The organism is Pseudomonas sp. PDM24, from assembly GCF_019218905.1.
Classification (GTDB): domain Bacteria; phylum Pseudomonadota; class Gammaproteobacteria; order Pseudomonadales; family Pseudomonadaceae; genus Aquipseudomonas.
In genome coordinates this window covers 243,429-259,863 of record NZ_JAHUWR010000001.1, presented here as the reverse complement: position 1 = coordinate 259,863, position 16,435 = coordinate 243,429, and the positions used below count along the sequence as shown (strand labels likewise).

The 16,435-nt window shown below is 60.1% G+C and carries 18 protein-coding genes; 3 read left to right on the top strand and 15 right to left on the bottom strand.

The window, feature by feature from the left end; genetic code table 11:
• Positions 1 to 139 precede the first annotated feature (139 nt).
• Entirely contained in the window at positions 140 to 1,504 is a 1,365-nt protein-coding gene (gene rmuC / locus KW837_RS01230; RefSeq protein WP_218395136.1) for a DNA recombination protein RmuC, read from the bottom strand.
• Between the two features lie 175 nt (positions 1,505 to 1,679).
• A complete protein-coding gene (locus tag KW837_RS01225; RefSeq protein ID WP_123496183.1) occupies positions 1,680 to 2,003 on the bottom strand; it encodes a sel1 repeat family protein in 324 nt (107 codons plus the stop codon).
• Between the two features lie 981 nt (positions 2,004 to 2,984).
• Between KW837_RS01225 and KW837_RS01220 the strand changes: the two genes are divergently transcribed.
• From KW837_RS01220 to KW837_RS01210, 3 genes are all read left to right on the top strand, one after another.
• Entirely contained in the window at positions 2,985 to 3,209 is a 225-nt protein-coding gene (locus KW837_RS01220; protein WP_007898912.1) for a hypothetical protein, read from the top strand.
• A gap of 273 nt (positions 3,210 to 3,482) precedes the next feature.
• The gene (locus KW837_RS01215; protein ID WP_007898914.1) at positions 3,483 to 3,965 is read left to right on the top strand and encodes a hypothetical protein; all 483 of its coding nucleotides are present in this window, start codon (positions 3,483 to 3,485) and stop codon (positions 3,963 to 3,965) included.
• Between the two features lie 146 nt (positions 3,966 to 4,111).
• The gene (locus KW837_RS01210; RefSeq protein WP_218394236.1) at positions 4,112 to 5,380 is read left to right on the top strand and encodes an OmpP1/FadL family transporter; all 1,269 of its coding nucleotides are present in this window, start codon (positions 4,112 to 4,114) and stop codon (positions 5,378 to 5,380) included.
• A gap of 83 nt (positions 5,381 to 5,463) precedes the next feature.
• Here KW837_RS01210 and KW837_RS01205 read toward each other — a convergent pair whose 3' ends face one another.
• From KW837_RS01205 to KW837_RS01150, 13 genes are all read right to left on the bottom strand, one after another.
• Complete coding sequence (locus KW837_RS01205) at positions 5,464 to 6,015, bottom strand: glutathione peroxidase (RefSeq protein WP_218394235.1); 552 nt, start codon at positions 6,013 to 6,015, stop codon at positions 5,464 to 5,466.
• Positions 6,016 to 6,071: 56 nt separating this feature from the next.
• Positions 6,072 to 6,194 carry a hypothetical protein gene (locus tag KW837_RS28640; RefSeq protein ID WP_256348507.1) on the bottom strand — a complete coding sequence of 41 codons (123 nt, stop codon included), beginning with the start codon at positions 6,192 to 6,194 and terminating at the stop codon, positions 6,072 to 6,074.
• Positions 6,191 to 7,399, bottom strand: a complete 1,209-nt coding sequence (locus KW837_RS01200) for an MFS transporter (protein ID WP_008013905.1) — start codon at positions 7,397 to 7,399, stop codon at positions 6,191 to 6,193. Before KW837_RS01200 ends, KW837_RS28640 begins: the two co-directional genes overlap by 4 nt.
• A gap of 52 nt (positions 7,400 to 7,451) precedes the next feature.
• A complete protein-coding gene (locus KW837_RS01195; RefSeq protein ID WP_095051845.1) occupies positions 7,452 to 7,856 on the bottom strand; it encodes a MarR family winged helix-turn-helix transcriptional regulator in 405 nt (134 codons plus the stop codon).
• Positions 7,857 to 8,007: 151 nt separating this feature from the next.
• Positions 8,008 to 8,739, bottom strand: coding sequence for an adenosylcobinamide-GDP ribazoletransferase (locus KW837_RS01190; RefSeq protein ID WP_218394234.1), 732 nt, complete (start codon positions 8,737 to 8,739; stop codon positions 8,008 to 8,010).
• 2 nt (positions 8,740 to 8,741) lie between these two features.
• On the bottom strand, positions 8,742 to 9,317 hold the full coding sequence (cobC, locus tag KW837_RS01185; RefSeq protein WP_218394233.1) for an alpha-ribazole phosphatase family protein: 576 nt from the start codon (positions 9,315 to 9,317) through the stop codon (positions 8,742 to 8,744).
• Positions 9,314 to 10,369, bottom strand: a complete 1,056-nt coding sequence (gene cobT, locus KW837_RS01180) for a nicotinate-nucleotide--dimethylbenzimidazole phosphoribosyltransferase (RefSeq protein ID WP_218394232.1) — start codon at positions 10,367 to 10,369, stop codon at positions 9,314 to 9,316. Before cobT ends, cobC begins: the two co-directional genes overlap by 4 nt.
• On the bottom strand, positions 10,366 to 10,899 hold the full coding sequence (gene cobU, locus KW837_RS01175; RefSeq protein WP_218394231.1) for a bifunctional adenosylcobinamide kinase/adenosylcobinamide-phosphate guanylyltransferase: 534 nt from the start codon (positions 10,897 to 10,899) through the stop codon (positions 10,366 to 10,368). The genes cobT and cobU overlap by 4 nt, the downstream gene beginning before the upstream one ends.
• A 146-nt stretch (positions 10,900 to 11,045) precedes the next feature.
• On the bottom strand, positions 11,046 to 12,506 hold the full coding sequence (locus tag KW837_RS01170) for a cobyric acid synthase (RefSeq protein ID WP_371317114.1): 1,461 nt from the start codon (positions 12,504 to 12,506) through the stop codon (positions 11,046 to 11,048).
• Positions 12,507 to 12,514: 8 nt separating this feature from the next.
• Entirely contained in the window at positions 12,515 to 13,507 is a 993-nt protein-coding gene (cobD, locus tag KW837_RS01165) for a threonine-phosphate decarboxylase CobD (protein ID WP_218394230.1), read from the bottom strand.
• The gene (cbiB, locus tag KW837_RS01160) at positions 13,500 to 14,408 is read right to left on the bottom strand and encodes an adenosylcobinamide-phosphate synthase CbiB (RefSeq protein WP_218394229.1); all 909 of its coding nucleotides are present in this window, start codon (positions 14,406 to 14,408) and stop codon (positions 13,500 to 13,502) included. Before cbiB ends, cobD begins: the two co-directional genes overlap by 8 nt.
• Positions 14,405 to 15,055 (bottom strand): 5,6-dimethylbenzimidazole synthase, encoded by a 651-nt coding sequence (bluB, locus tag KW837_RS01155; RefSeq protein WP_218394228.1) that lies wholly within the window; start codon positions 15,053 to 15,055, stop codon positions 14,405 to 14,407. Before bluB ends, cbiB begins: the two co-directional genes overlap by 4 nt.
• Complete coding sequence (locus KW837_RS01150; RefSeq protein WP_218394227.1) at positions 15,052 to 16,434, bottom strand: cobyrinate a,c-diamide synthase; 1,383 nt, start codon at positions 16,432 to 16,434, stop codon at positions 15,052 to 15,054. The genes bluB and KW837_RS01150 overlap by 4 nt, the downstream gene beginning before the upstream one ends.
• Position 16,435 lies beyond the last annotated feature (1 nt).

Below are 16,435 nucleotides of genomic sequence, written 5' to 3'. Positions count from 1 at the left end.
GCGGCAGGTTTGAACTCTGCAGTGGGGCGATTGACGCCTTCGCGAGCAAGCCCGCTCCCACAGTGGATTGGTGTTGTTGCACAAATAGAGTGAACACCACAAACCCTGTGGGAGCGGGCTTGCTCGCGAAGCTTTTCGGCTACTCCGGCAGTTCGGCCAAGCCATCGACATCGGTCATCGCCCGCTCCAGCAGGTCCGCCGGCAAGCTCTTGCTGGCCCGCGCTCCGAGCAACTTGAGCTGCTCGCTGCGACTGACCAGGTTGCCACGGCCTTCTGTCAGCTTGTTGCGTGCGTTGCTATAAGCCTTGTCCAGTTGCTGCAAGCGATTGCCGACCTCGTCCAAATCCTGAATAAACAACACGAATTTGTCGTACAGCCAACCGGCGCGCTCGGCGATTTCCCGAGCGTTCTGGCTCTGGCGCTCCTGCTTCCACAAGCTGTCGATGACCCGCAAAGTGGCCAGCAACGTGGTTGGGCTGACGATCACGATATTGCGGTCGAATGCCTCCTGAAACAGCGTCGGCTCAGCCTGCAACGCCGCAGAAAACGCCGCTTCGATCGGGACGAAAAGCAGAACGAAATCCAGGCTGTGCAAGCCGTCGAGCCGCTTGTAGTCCTTGCCGGCCAAGCCTTTGACGTGAGTGCGCAGGGACAGCACATGCTGCTTGATGGCGATCTGGCCGATGGCATCATCCTCGGCCGCCACGTATTGCTGATAGGCCGTGAGGCTGACTTTGGAATCGACCACGACCTGCTTGTCGCCAGGCAGGTAAATAATCACATCCGGCTGGAAACGCTCACCGTCCGGCCCCTTGAGATTGACCTGGGTCTGATACTCACGCCCCTTCTCCAGACCCGCGTGCTCAAGCACCCGCTCGAGAATCAGTTCGCCCCAGTTGCCTTGGGTTTTCTGCCCTTTCAAGGCCCGCGTCAGGTTAGTGGCTTCGTCGCTCAGGCGCAGGTTCAGTTGTTGCAGCCGTTCCAGTTCCTTGGCCAGGGAAAAGCGCTCGCGGGCTTCAGCCTGATAGCTTTCCTCGACGCGCTTTTCGAACGACTGAATGCGCTCCTTCAACGGATCGAGCAATTGCCCCAAACGCTGCTGACTGGTTTCGGCAAAACGCTGCTCACGTTCGTCGAAGATCTTGCCCGCCAGCTCGGCGAATTGCGCGCGCAGCTCGTCTCGCGAGCCTTGAAGGTCGTTGAGACGCTGCTGATGGCTTTCCTGCTGCTCACGCAGCTCGGCATTGAGAGAGGCGGCCTGAGCGTCGAGGCGACGCAACTCAGCTTCTTTGCCGGCGCGTTCGATGTTCCAGGCGTGAGATGCGTCGCGGGCGTCGTCGCGTTCGATCTGCAGCAGTTCTACTTCACGGCGCACGGCGGCCAGATCGGCCTGTTTGGCGGCGTTGGCCTGGCTCAGGTCTGCGATTTCATCACGGCAAGTGTCAAGCTGAGCATTCAAGCCGTCCTGCGTCAGTTGGGCGATGGCAAGGCGCTCTTCCAGCAGCGCCAGCTCGGCCTGCCCCGCACTCGCCCGACGCTGAAGTTGCCAGGCCAGTACCAGTAACGGCAACCCGGCGCCCGCCAGCCCCAGCAATGCGCTGGTCAAGTCCATCGCCATAACCACTCCTGCCGATTCGATAAAGCGTGAAGGTTAACCAAGGCGTCAGGTCTTGGACAGCTCAGTCTTCGCTCAGGCCCAGTTCCTGTTGCGCACGTCGGTCGCCCGCACGTGCGGCCTGACGCAGGAGCTCCTGGCCAATGCGGCGATCCCGGGCATTACCGCATTCGCGGCACATCAGCTGGCCGAGACGGCTTTGCGCGGCCACGACGCCTTCACGGGCAGGCTGCTTAAGCAAGCGTCCGGCGAAGTGTTTGATGTTGGAGTTTTCGCCCAGGCGCGGGCTGTCGAGTAGCCACTCGGCCACACGCATCGAAAAGCGCTTGGGTGGGGTAACACTGGGAGGGGTGGAAGCAGCAGAGATTGATACTGAGCGAAACTTCATAAAGCACTGTAGGGCAGATCGGAAGGCGCGCCACTCTACTCTTTTTTTCGTACAGGTAAAGTCGAAAAAAGCCTGCACGCCCGTCCTAGAGCAAGCGCTTGGGACAATCCACAGAAGCTGTGGATAACTCAGTGGACAACCGCCTTTGAACTCGCGCAAAGCCGTGTGGCGTGGGGCTCGCAGTCAAACTGACGATTTTTTCACCAGTAAAAAAAAGCGATGTTTTTCATTGACTTAAATTTTCATTACAGGCACCCACTCCCTTTGAGGCGAGGATGACAGTGGGATGACAGTTCGCGCAATTTATGTGCACAAGTACCTGTGAGGCTGTTATATCGATGCGCTTTTTCGGCGCGCTTTTCGGTAGCGTCTGGGGATAAACCCGAGCAACCCGTGCCGCCGGTCGATCCTGACTCGCTCGTTCGCTCGGATCAACGGTCGGGTTCTGGGCTATTGCGGGGCACTGGCCTGCTCTTTGACCGCTCAATCAAGACTTGCCGACAGGCACTTCAGCGCTTTTTTACAAACAGCCTTCCCTTCTGCAGTTCAATCCGTTAGTATCCGCGGCGTTAGTACCAAGCTGAAAGTCAATTCTGGTCGAACAAATCCCCCGGTCAGCCTTCCCTAAGAGAAGCCTCCACCGACAAAACGGGATCGACCACCTCGATGGTTTCCAGGTAAATCTTGCGCCAACGCAGCCTTTGAATCGAAAGCAAAGGGTGTTGCCAAGCTCACTTACTCTGACCGAACCAGCCTGCAAATTGATCAGGATCTTCACCCCGGGCCCAGAACCTTTGCCCTTGATGTGTTGCCTGCCCTCCTAAGTACCTACCTGCCAGCCCAAGCGCGCCAATTTATCAGCGCTTCAAACTGGCTGCTTTGTTCCAGTCGGGTTCTTCGTTCGACCAATGGTGGTCGTCGTCACTGGAACGTTTTAACTTTGCACGGTTCTTATCCGTGTCGCTTGTAGGAACACCAATTATGTCCACTCAAATCCACACTCAGGATGCCATTCGCACCCTAACCAACGCTTTTGCTCCAATGAACTGCCTGATTATGGCCGCTCGCAAAGGCTGCTTCAGCTTCACTCTGGTCAACGAACACGGCATCGCTCGTCACAGCGAACGCCTGTACCCTGATCAATACTCCAGCGCAGAACCGCTGCAGGCTGTGATCGAGCGTACTCGCCAGGCACTGGTTGCCTGAGACGCCAGAAAAGCTGAAAACCTAAAAAGCCCTGCTCAAAAGCGGGGCTTTTTATTGCCCGATATTTCTCATTTCGTGACCTGCGGCTAAGCACCAACCGATATAACGGTTATAACTCGAAGCCAGAAATATTTTAAAAACAGTCCTTTACAGCGAAATAATGACACTACACTTCAACTCAAGCGGCTTGATCCGCTTGCGGCGAGCCTGAATCGATCCACTGCTGCCAAGGCCCTTCAGGTATCGCCGACCACCTCATGTTTCGAGGGCTTTATGGGAATCGCTGCCAGCGAACTGTGTCGTTATGTGATCCGTCCGACGTTGATCTACCTCGGACGCCATAGCGCAACTGCCGAATCCCTGCTACTGGGCATCGCCGCCAGTCAGTCAGCCCTTGGTTCAGCCCTGCATGACCGCCGTGGACACGGCCTGTACCGAATCACCGAACCCCGCCACCAGGCCCTTTGGGATCACTATCTGGCCCTGGACCCTGATCGGGCAAGCCTGGTCCGCGGCCTTGCCAGCCAGCATGCTTTTCTCAGCGGGCCGCATCTGGAATTGACCGTCAACCTGCGTTACGCCACTGCCATCGCCTGGCTGCTGGTAGAAGAACAGAACACTCCCCTCCCCGCCTCCGATGACTTGTTGGGAATGGCCCGAATCTGGCGCCAGACTTTCCAGCCCCAAGGTCGCCTGCGAGATTTCACCTACGCGTGGCAGACCTGTGTTTCATCGTTGAATCAGGTCGCCTGCTGATCCACCCATTTCCGAAAATCGCACAACAGGCAGCGATTTTGGTCGGATTGTCCTACAAAACCGCTCTAACTCAAGCGTTACAGGCTATAGCGCCCAGACGAAAATCTTGGTAATTTCCGCCCCGGTGATCACCAGGAATTCTAATAATGAAAAAAGTAATGCTCAAAACCACCATTAGCCTCGCCGTTGCCATGGCATCCACCCAACTCTTCGCAAGTGGCTTCGCACTCAACGAACAAAGCATCAGCGGGATGGGGACAGGTTTTGCCGGGCGATCTTCATCTGCCGACGACGCATCTACAGTTTTTGGTAACCCTGCCGGCATGTCTCGCCTCAAGCGCGAACAAGTGACCGGTGGTGTTGCATTTATCGACGCGCACGCTGATATCAGTGATGCGAGTTCCAGTCCGAATAGTGGCACCAACAAAGGTGACATGGTCCCTTTCATGGGCGTGCCCATGGGCTACTACGTAAAGCCAATCGATGACCAGTGGGCATTCGGTTTCGGCGTCTACGCTCCATTCGGCCTGGTGACCGACTACGAGAACGGCTTCGCCGGCAAATACTTCGGCAGCAAGAGCGAAGTCAAAATCGTGACTCTTCAGCCAACCGTCAGCTACGCCTTCAACGACAAGGTATCGATCGGTTTTGGTCCGACCATCAACCACATTGCCGGCACCCTGGAATCGAACCTGTCGATCACTCAGGCCGCACCGGACGGCAAGGTCAAGATCAAGGGTGACGACACCGCGCTGGGCTACAACATCGGCGTGCTGGTTCAAGCCACCGACAGCACGCGCGTCGGCCTGACCTACCACTCGAAAGTGAAGTACAAGCTCGAAGGCGACACCAAGGTCAATTACAACCTCCTCCGTGCCGTTGGTCAGAACCCGAACCAGAAGTACGATGCGTCTCTGGATATCACCACGCCTGAGTCGGTCGACTTCTCGGTCACTCATCAACTGGATGACCAGTGGACGCTATACGCAGGTAGCACCTGGACTCGCTGGAGCCGCCTGAAAGAAATCACCGTCGAAAACAAAGGCGTTCCGGCCCTCCTCAATGGCCAGTTCGGCACCATCACCGAAGAGCAGAACTGGCACGACACCTGGGCGCACGCCATCGGCGCTTCGTACCAGTTGAACAAACAATGGGTTCTGCGTACCGGCCTGTCCGTTGACCAGGCACCGACCAATAACGAAAACCGATCCCCGCGCATTCCGACTGGCGATCGCAAGATTTTCAGCCTGGGCGCCGGCTGGAGCCCGACCGACGACCTGACCATCGACGTAGCGTACTCGTACCTGCGCGAAGAGTCGGTCAAGGTCAACAACAGCAACGGCCGTCAGAACTACAGCGCAGAGTATGAAAACTATGCGAACGGTTTCGGTGTTGGCGCAACATACCGTTTCTGATGATTCACGGCGACTCCCTCGCCGCCTGAATTGAAAAAGCCCCGCGCTCTTGTACAGAGGCGGGGCTTTTTAGTGCGCGTCGATCAGGGGTTCGATGCGAGGGCTTTCTCCACCGCCTCGATGAACTCAGGATTATCCGGCTTGGTCAGGCTGGAGAAATTGGCGATCACCTTGCCTTGGCGATCGACCACGTACTTGTAGAAATTCCACTTCGGCGAACTGCTTTGTTCCGCGAGAACCTTGAACAAATGCGTTGCGTCATCGCCGCGGACTTTCTGCGGCTCGGTCATGGTGAAAGTCACGCCGTAGTTCACGTAACAAACCTTGGCAGTCTCTGCGCCATCCTTGGACTCCTGCTTGAAGTCATTGGACGGCACACCAACCACTTCAAGCCCTTGATCCTTGTAACGCTGATACAGCGCCTCAAGGCCTTTGAATTGCGGAGCGAAGCCACAGAAGCTCGCGGTATTGACCACCACCAGCGGCTTACCGGCGAAGCGCTGGCACAGATCGATGGATTCCTTGGCGCGCAGCTTGGGCAAAGAGCCTTGTAACAATTCCGGGCATTCTGCCGCCTGGGCCAGCCCGGTAAAAGCCATCAACAATGCGGGAACTGCAAGCCAACGCATCAGCATGTCGGTGCATCCTTGAACAATCGTCAGAAAACGAAATTACTCGCCTTCGCCGCTCGCTAGCAAGCACCCATGCCCAGCTGCATCAATGCCAGGCCACCCTGTTGCCAGCCCCACCATGCCAGGGCCAGTAACAATATGCCGACGCCGATAGCAGCCATCTGCGGCCAGAGACTGTTCATGCGGCACTCATCCGGGTTTGCAGACGCGCCACCGGCTGCTCGCGCACCGGCCAGTTCAGAGCTGCGGCCACCAGACTCAAGAGAATCGCCACCTGCCAGATCAAGTCATAACTCCCGGTTCGGTCATACACCACCCCACCCAACCAGCCGCCGAGGAACGAGCCGAGCTGATGGAAGAGGAAAACGATCCCACCGAGCATGGACAAATTTCGTACACCGAACAAGGTCGCCACCGTGCCATTGGTCAAGGGCACCGTCGACAACCAGAGAAACCCCATGGCCATGCCGAACAGATAAGCCGTGACCTGAGTGACCGGCGCCCAGAGGAACAGCACAATCACCACCGCCCGCAACAGATACAAACCGGTGAGCAAGCGCGGCTTGGACATCCGCCCGCCAAGCCAGCCCGCGGTATAGGTACCGAAGATATTGAACAGCCCGATCAGAGCCAGCACCGTGGTGCCAACGGAGGCCGGCAAGTGCTGGTCCACCAGATAAGCCGGCAAGTGCACACCGATGAACACCACCTGAAAACCGCAGACAAAAAAACCGAACGCCAACAGCCAGAATCCTGAATGGGAACAGGCTTCGCGTAACGCTTCAGAGAGGGTTTGCTCGTGCCCGAGCACCGGCAGCGGTTTGTCTTTGAGCATGCTCACCAGCGGCACGATCAGCGCCACCACCAGACCCAACACCAGCAATGCCGCAGACCAGCCAAGCCAGCCGATCAACCCGAGCGTGCCGGGCAACATGGCGAATTGACCGAAAGAACCGGCGGCGCTGGCGATACCCATGCCCATGCTGCGTTTTTCCGGTGGCACGGCACGGCCGACCACGCCGAGGATCACCGAAAACGAGGTGCCTGACAGGCCGATACCGATCAACAGCCCCGCGCTCAAGGACAAGGTCACCGCCGAATCGGACAGCCCCATGAACACCAGACCCAAGGCGTACAGAACACCACCGATCAACACCACCTTCGCAGCGCCAAAGCGGTCGGCCAGTGCGCCGGTGAATGGCTGGGCCAGGCCCCAGATCAGGTTCTGCAAAGCAATGGCGAAGGCAAACACTTCGCGACCCCAGCCGAACTCGGCACTCATGGGCGCCAAAAACAGCCCGAAGCCGTGTCGCACACCCAATGACAACGCCAGAATCAGCGCACTCCCCAACAGCACCCAACCGCATGTACGCCACATTGATGTCATTCTTGTTCTCCGGTAGCGGGTATATACCCGCTTAAGATCGAACAAACTGGCCTCAAGCCAGTTCATCCAGCAACTTCAGCAAAATTTCACGCTTCTCGGCACCTAGGCGATCGATCAACCGCTGCTGCGCCGCTTCCCAGGCTGGCAACGCCGCCGCCAGGCGTTCGCGGCCTGTCTCGGTGAGCAGGACGATGCGATTGCGCATGTCCTCGCCTTCAACCAGCGTCACCAGACCTTCGCCCTCCAGCACCCGCAGATTACGCCCGAGAGTGCTGCGATCCAGGCCCATGGCTTCGGCCAGGGACGAGATGCTTGGCTGATCCAGACGCTGCAGATTGCACAGCAGAGAATACTGGGCAACGTTAATCCCGAAGCCGTCGAGGGCGCCGTCGTAATGCCTGCTGACGCCACGAGCGGCGCGACGCAGGTTAGTGCACAAACATTGAGAAGGAAGCATAGTGCGTGTATATACCCGCGGTTAAATGAAAGCAAATCTTTCGACACATATTACCGTAGGAGCGAGGCTTGCCCGCGAAGGCGGCGGCACAGTCAACATTGATATCGACTGGCACTCCGCCTTCGCGGGCAAGCCTCGCTCCTACAGGGGTTCAGAGCAATGCAAGCCCCACCAGCATCGCCACCTCCAGCAATTCCAGCAACGCCCCCGCCGTATCGCCCGTCGTCCCGCCCAATCGTCGCACCATCACTTGCCGCAACCAGACAAACACCGCTGCCGCCAGTGCAAGCGCCCATACGGCGCTGAGGCCAGCCATCAGCACACAGGCCACCGCACTGATCACCAACACCTGTTTGCCGGCCAAACGCGGCAGATGGTCGGCCAGCGCCTGCCCCAGCCCACCGGGACGCACGTAAGGTGTGGAGAGGAATAAGCCCAGTAACGCGCTGCGGCCAAGCAGTGGAACGATGATCAGGGCCACGCTGTGCTGTTGCTCGATCAACGCCAGCAACGCGGCAAACTTGAGCAGCAATACCAAGACCAGCGTCACCACGGCGATCGGCCCGCTGCGCGGGTCTTTCATGATGGTCAAGGTGCGTTCACGGTCGCCGTAACCCCCGAGCCACGCATCGGCGCTATCGGCCAGGCCATCCAGGTGCAACGCGCCGCTGAGCACGACCCAAACACTCAGCAGCAATACGGCGTGAAGCAATAATGGCGCGCCCAGCAATAGCCAGTTCAGCCCCCACAGAATGGCGCCGAACAGCAAACCGACCAGCGGATAAAACAGCAGCGACCGGCCCAGTTCCTCGGGCGTCGGCATACCCGGCAAACGAATTGGCAGGCTGCTCAAAAATTGCAGGGCGATCCAGAACGGCAACATGGTCAGATCGCTTCCCTTAACAAGACGCCGGGTTCGACCGACAACGAAAACAACGCGCCGTGGCCGACTTCAACGTTGAGCAACTGCTCACGCGGCAATCCGCGCGCTTGGGCCAGCAACAAACGCATGACGCCGCCATGGCTGATCAGCAAGATCCGCTCACCCTCATAGGCCGCGCGCAGCCGTTCGATGGCCGCCAACACTCGCGCAGAAAAGTCCGCCACCGGCTCACCGTCTGGCGGCGTGAACGAATAAGGATCCGCCCAGAACAAGCCCAACGCCTCGGCGCTGGTTTCCATCAGTGCCGCGGCGCTCTGCCCTTCCCAGGCGCCGAAGTGCAATTCTTGCAGGTCCTTATCCAGTTGCACCGGCAACCCCAGTTGCGCCCCAAGCTCTTCAGCAAAAAGCGCGCAACGCTGCAACGGCGAACTGACCAATCGATCCCAGGGCCCCTGCTCGATCACCGCGGCGCGCATTTGCTCCCAGCCCTTGCCGGTCAGCGCATCGTCGAGGCTGCCGCGTAAACCGCCGCCGAGTTCGGTTTCGCCATGGCGCAACAGGTCCAGGCGCAAGGTCATGCCGGGCGATCCGCCACTGCGGCTTCGGCGAACGTCGCCATCTGCCCGTGCAGGTCACACGCCAGACGCAACAATGGCACGGCCAATGCCGCACCACTGCCCTCGCCCAGTCGCAGGCCAAGGTCCAGCAACGGTTCGGCGTTCAGGGTTTCGAGCACATGGCGATGGCCTGGCTCGGCGCCGCGATGACCGAACAGTAACCACTCACGGCAGGCCGGATTCAAACGCACCGCCACCAACGCAGCGACACTGCAAATAAACCCGTCGACCAACACCGCGATACCTTCCTGAGCACAGGCCAGGTACGCGCCGACCAGCGCAGCGATTTCGAAACCGCCGAGGTTGAACAAAGTTTGCAGCGCATTGCTACGCTGAGCGCCATGCAACGCCAAGGCACGTTCAATGACCTGGGCTTTATGGCTGACACCCGCTGCGTTCAATCCGGTACCCGGGCCAGCCAGATGCACCACCGGGCAATCGAGCAACGCACAGGCCAACGCGCTGGCCGCGGTGGTGTTGCCGATGCCCATTTCGCCACCGATGAACAACTGCGCGCCGGCTGCGATGGCGCGCTGCACACTGTCGCGGCCGGCCTGCAAGGCGAGTTCACCCTGAGCCTGAGTCATCGCCGGTCCCTGGACGAAATTCGCCGTGCCCGGGCCAATGTTGAGGTGACGCACACCCGGCAGATTCAACGACGGCGTGACGGTGCCGAGATCCACCACTTCCAAGGAAGCCCCCAACTGCCGCGCCAACACGCTGATCGCCGCGCCGCCGCTGACAAAGTTGAGCAGCATCTGCCCGGTGACTTCCTGCGGAAACGCCGACACCCCTTCGGCAACCACACCATGGTCACCGGCAAAAATCGCAATCCACAGCTGATCGAGTGTCGGCTTGACCTGCCCCTGCAACCCGGCCAGTTGCACCGCCACCGATTCGAGCCGGCCGAGTGAGCCGGCAGGTTTGGTCAGTTGCTGTTGACGTACCAGCGCCTGTTCGACCGCTTGCGCGTCGATTGGCTTACACGGGTTCAGCCACCAGGCGTGAGTCATAACGCAGTTCCTTTCAAAGTCAGGGGCAGGCCGGCAACGGTCAGGACGACTCGCTGACAGCGCTCGGCCAAGGCTTGATGCAGCCAACCGGCTTCATCGACATAGCGGCGAGTCAATTCGCCCAACGGCACGACACCCATGCCGGTCTCGTTGCTGACAAAAATGATTTCACCCGGCAATGACGCCAGGCAGTCCAGCAGGGCTTCGCGTTCGGCCGACAAGCGCTCGGCATCGTCGAGCATCAGCAGATTGGTCAGCCACAGCGTCAGGCAATCCACCAGCAAGCAACGATCGGCACTGGCGTTTTCGCGCAGCACACGGGCGAGCTCCAGCGGTTCTTCGATCAATGCCCATTCGGCCGGACGACGGGCGCGGTGATGGGCCACCCGTTCGTTCATTTCACCGTCTTGAGATTGGCTGGTGGCGATGTAGGTGGCTATATAAGTGACTTGGAGCTGACTGTCTGTCGCCAGTTTTTCAGCCAGACGGCTTTTGCCGGAGCGGGCGCCGCCGAGGATCAGTTGCAACATGGTCATTCCTTAAAATGTGCGGTGTCGGGGCAGGCCTCTTCGCGGGCAAGCCTCGCTCCTACAGGGGTTGGGGCGTTCACGAATTCTGCAAACACCTCCATACCGTAGGAGCGAGGCTTGCCCGCGAAGAGGCCCTCAGCACCACCTCAAATCCCACAGAGTTCACGCAACAGCGAAGTATCCAGATGCTTCTCCACCAGATCCGCCAACCGTTCGATATCGCGCTCACGCAAAGCGTGGTAATCGACCTCCTGCACATCCTGCAACCCGGCCCAGCGCAACAGCGCACTGCACGCCGCCGGTGACTCGAACAGCCCATGCAGATACGTACCGAAAAGCTGCCCATCGACACTTTGCGCGCCATCGCAGCGACCATCGTCGAGCTGCACCGCAGCATTTTCCAGTGCTGGGCCGGTGGTCACGCCGGCATGAATTTCATAGCCACTAACCTGCGCATCTTCCAGCGCCAGGCGCCCACGCACATTGCGCAACTGCTTCTCTTCTTCGAGCTGCGTTTCGAACGCCAGCAGGCCCAAGCCAGCACTGGAACCCGGCGCGCCTTCAAGGCCCAGCGGGTCGTGCACGTGCTCGCCGAGCATTTGCAGACCGCCGCAGATCCCCAGCACTTTTCCGCCGTAGCGCAAGTGCCGCGAGATCGCCGTGTCCCAACCGTTGGCTCGCAAGTATGCGAGGTCACTGCGCACGCTTTTCGAGCCAGGAAGAATGATCAGGTCGGCCGGCGGAATCGCCTGACCGAGGCCGATGAATTGCAGGTCCACTTGCGGATGCAGGCGCAACGGATCGAAATCGGTGTGGTTGCTGATGCGCGGCAGTACCGGCACCACCACGTTGAGTACCTGATCGGCCTTGTCGGTCTGCCGCTGATCGAGACCATCCTCGGCCTCAAGATGCAGGTCCATCACATAAGGCAAAACGCCAATCACCGGTTTGCCAGTGCGCGCCTCCAGCCAATCGAGGCCTGGTTGCAGCAAGGCGATGTCGCCGCGAAACCGGTTGATGATGAAGCCTTTGACCCTTGCCTGTTCGCTGGGGGACAGCAGCTCCAGCGTACCGACCAAATGCGCGAAAACTCCACCGCGATTGATGTCGGCGATCAGCACCACCGGGCAGTCCACCGCCTCGGCAAAACCCATGTTGGCGATGTCGCCGGCCCGCAGGTTGATCTCTGCCGGCGAACCCGCCCCTTCGACCATCACCACCGGATACGCCGCACTCAACCGCTCATGGGAGGCCAGTACCGCTTGCATGGCGATGGCTTTGTAGTCGTGATAGGCGACCGCGTTCATCGTCGTGACTGCACGGCCATGAATGATCACTTGAGCACCGGTATCACTATTGGGTTTGAGCAGCACCGGGTTCATGTCGGTGTGCGGTTCAAGGTTGGCGGCCTGGGCCTGCACCGCTTGAGCGCGACCAATCTCGCCACCGTCAGCGGTCACCGCGCTGTTGAGAGCCATGTTCTGCGGCTTGAACGGCACGACGCTGACACCCTGGCGCGTAACCCAGCGGCATAGCGCCGTCACCAGTGTGCTTTTACCGGCGTCCGATGTAGTGCCCTGCACCATCAAAGTCGCGCCCTGCACCATCAACGTAGTCATTGCGCTTCCTTAACGTAGGCTTCAAGCGCTTGCTCAAGACGCAGCCAATCCGCTTCATCGGCGGGCAAGCCAAACCGCAGGCTGCTGTTGTGGGTGAACAACCGCAGCAGAATGCCGCGCCGGGCCATGAATTCGTGCAGTGCTTCGGCGCACTCGATGATCAGCCATTGGAACAATGCGCAGCCGCCCTGAGGTTTGAAACCGTGCTGTTCAAGCAGCAACGCCAAACGCTCGCCGGCCTCGTCGGTACGAATGCGCTGTCGGGTGTGCCCGTCCGTATCCGTCAGGCACGCCTGACCCAACACTCGGGTCGGCCCACTGACCGCCCAGGGTCCGACCTGTTCGGCCAGCAGCTTGAGCAACTTGCGCTCGGCCAGCACAAACCCCAGTCGCACACCGGCCAGGCCGAAGAACTTGCCGAAGGAGCGCAGCACGATCAAGCCGATCTGATTGGCGAACGGCGCCAGACTCAAATGCGGGGTGTTGTCCATGAACGCCTCGTCCACCACCAGCCAGCCTCCGCGCTGGGCCAGCCGCGCATGCCAATCCAGCAGGCGAGCCGGAGTCAGGCTCAACCCCGTGGGATTGTTCGGGTTGACCACCACCAGCACGTCGAGGCTGTCGAGAAAGAAATCGACTTCCGACTCCAGCACTTCACGCACGATGTACCCGTTGCGACGCCAGGCTTGGGCGTGTTCGGCGTAACACGGCGACAGCACGCCGACCTTGCCGGCCCGGCGCAACCGCGGCAGCAACTGGATCGCCATTTGCGAGCCGGCCACCGGCAACACCTGAGCCGCACCGTAATAGTCGCAGGCAGCCTGCTCCAGACCGTCATCGTTTTCCGGCAACCGCGCCCAGGCCCGCAGCGGGATGTCCGGAACCGGGAATGGCCAAGGCGCCAGGCCACTGGACAGGTCGAGCCAATCGGCTTCGGCAATGCCGTATTCAAGCGCCGCCTTGCGCAAGCGGCCACCGTGTTCAAGCATAGAATTCAGCCCCCACGCAGAGAATCAGCAGCCATAACCATACCCCGCGCTGGACCAATTGCCAGCCACGGTTGATGGAATCGGCATCCGCCGGCACGCCTTCGCCCAACTGCGGACGCTGATGCAGTTCACCGTGATAAATCGCCGCCCCACCCAACTCGACACCCAGCGCGCCAGCACCGGCCGCCATCACCGGCCCGGCATTCGGGCTGTCCCAGGTCGGGCCCTGGGTACGCCAGCACTTCAATGCCAGTCGGGTTTTACCCAGCAGCGCGTAGGTCAATGCCACCAGACGTGCAGGAATGTAGTTCAGAACATCATCGATCTTCGCCGCAGCCCAACCGAAACGTTCGAAGCGTTCGTTGCGATAACCCCACATCGCGTCGAGGGTATTGCTCAGGCGATAAAGCACCACGCCGGGCGCGCCCGCCACGGCAAACCAGAACAGCGCGGCGAATACCGCATCGCTGCCGTTCTCCAGCACCGATTCGGTGGCGGCGCGGGCGACTTCGGTTTCATCCAGTTCGCTGGTCTGACGGCTGACCAGATAACCAACACGTTTGCGCGCCTCGATCAGATCATCGCTGCGCAGGGCCTTGGCCACCGGCTCGACGTGCTCGCCGAGACTGCGCATGCCGAGGGCACAATAGAGCAAGAGAATCTCGACAATCCAGCCAACGTAAGGCGCCCAGGAAAGTGCGGTGGCCAACAAGGTCAGCGGCACGACCGCCATCACCCAGGCCGTAACGCCGTGACTGCGCCAGCCGCGGCCACCGGAGTTGAAACGTTGCTCGATGCGATCGGCAAAACGACCGAACGCCACCAGCGGATGCCAGCGTTTGGGCTCACCCAGCAGCGCATCCAGCGCGACCGCGGCGACACTCAACAACGCCACACTCATTGACTCACTCCCCAATAATTTTCATACAGCAATTCGCTGAGTGGACGCGCCTGCGCCCAGCCTTCAAGTACCAGCATCGGCGCCGGGTAGAATTCCTTGACCGGCCCCAGGCAAAGAACAGCCAAAGGCTTGGCCCCGACCGGTAAACCCAGCAAATCCGCCAGCGCTTGTGGCTCGAACAATGACACCCAGCCCATGCCAAGGCCTTCGGCGCGGGATGCGAGCCAAAGGTTCTGGATGGCGCAGGACAGCGATGCCATGTCCATTTCCGGCAATGTACGACGGCCGAAGATATGCCGCTCACGATCGTCCATCAGCGCGGCGACCAGCACCTCGGCGCAGTCGTTGATGCCTTCGACCTTGAGCTTCATGAATTCGTCGGAGCGTTCGCCGAGGGCTTCGGCGGTGCGGATGCGTTCTTCTTCCACCAGCTGTTGAATCTTGCCGCGCAGTGCCCGGTCGCTGATGCGGATGAAACGCCAGGGCTGCATCAGGCCGACACTCGGCGCTTGGTGCGCGGCTTCGAGCAGACGCCTCAGTAACTCGGGTTCGACCGTGCCGCCGCTGAAGTGCCGCATGTCGCGGCGCTCGGCGATGGCTCGGTAAACGGCTGTGCGTTCGGCTTCGGAAAATGTGTTGTCGGTCATGGCCTCTTCGCGAGCAAGCCCGCTCCCACATTTGAATTGCATTCCCCTGTGGGAGCGGGCTTGCTCGCGAAGGCGTCCTCAAGGTCAGGCACAAACAGCGCTGCAATCGCCGATGGATTGGACGGAAAATAAAAATGTACATAAGAGGCCGTCATCCGCCCCTCACGATAAACCGCCTCCGCCCCTCGTCCGCCATTGGGGCTCAAACCTCGAGCAATCGGCTCAAGCCCGGTGCTGGTCAGCGAGTGGTGATAGGTGTGCCCACGCAGCAAACCTTCCGGCAATTCGACCTCCTGCAAGGCCAGCGCGGCAAGACGCTTCTGCATCACCGCATCACCGGCCAGCAAGCCAACCAGTTCAGCGCGAGTGCCCTCGACATCGGTCAAGGAATCCAGCAGATACAGCATGCCGCCACACTCGGCCAGCAACGGTTTGCCCGCCGCGTGGTGAGCGCGGATCGCGGTCAGCATCGGCGTGTTTTGCGACAACGCTACATGGTGCAATTCAGGGTAACCGCCCGGCAGATAGAGGCTGTCTGCCTCAGGTAATTCGCTGTCGCGGATCGGCGAAAAGAAAGTCAATTCGGCGCCCATGGCCCGCAGCAGATCCAGGCTCGCGCCGTAGGTAAACGCGAAAGCTTCGTCCCGGGCCACGGCAATCCGAACACCGGCCAGCAACGGTTCGGCTGCGATCATTTCAGGCGCGGCGAATTCCACGGCTGGCGGCAGCGCCACGTCGCAACTGCTGGCTAATGAGTCGGCGGCCGCATCGAGACGCAGGTCGAGATCATTCAGTTCGCTGGCCTGAACCAGGCCGAGATGCCGACTCGGCAATTCGATCCCGGTCTCCCGGGACAGCGCGCCATACCAGCGCAAGCCTTCAGTCAGGCTGCCTTCGAGCAACTGCGCATGGCGCACGGTGCCGACCCGATTGGCCAGCACACCGGCAAACGGCAAGTCCGGCTGATAACGCGCAAGGCCCAGGGCCAGCGCGCCAAAGGTCTGTGCCATGGCGGTGCCGTCGATCACGCCGAGCACCGGCACACCGAAGTGCCGCGCCAGATCGGCGCTGGACGGCGTACCGTCGAATAGCCCCATGACGCCTTCGATGAGGATCAGATCGGCTTCGCCAGCGGCCTCCCACAATAGACGCCGACTTTCTTGCTCGCCGACCATCCACATGTCGAGTTGATAAACCGGTGCACCGCTGGCGCGCTCGAGAATCATCGGGTCGAGAAAGTCCGGGCCGCATTTGAACACACGAACCTTGCGCCCCTGATTGCGATGCAAACGGGCGAGCGCGGCGGTGACGGTGGTCTTGCCCTGACCGGAGGCCGGTGCGGCGATCAGTACCGCCGGGCATTGACGATGGCTATTCATA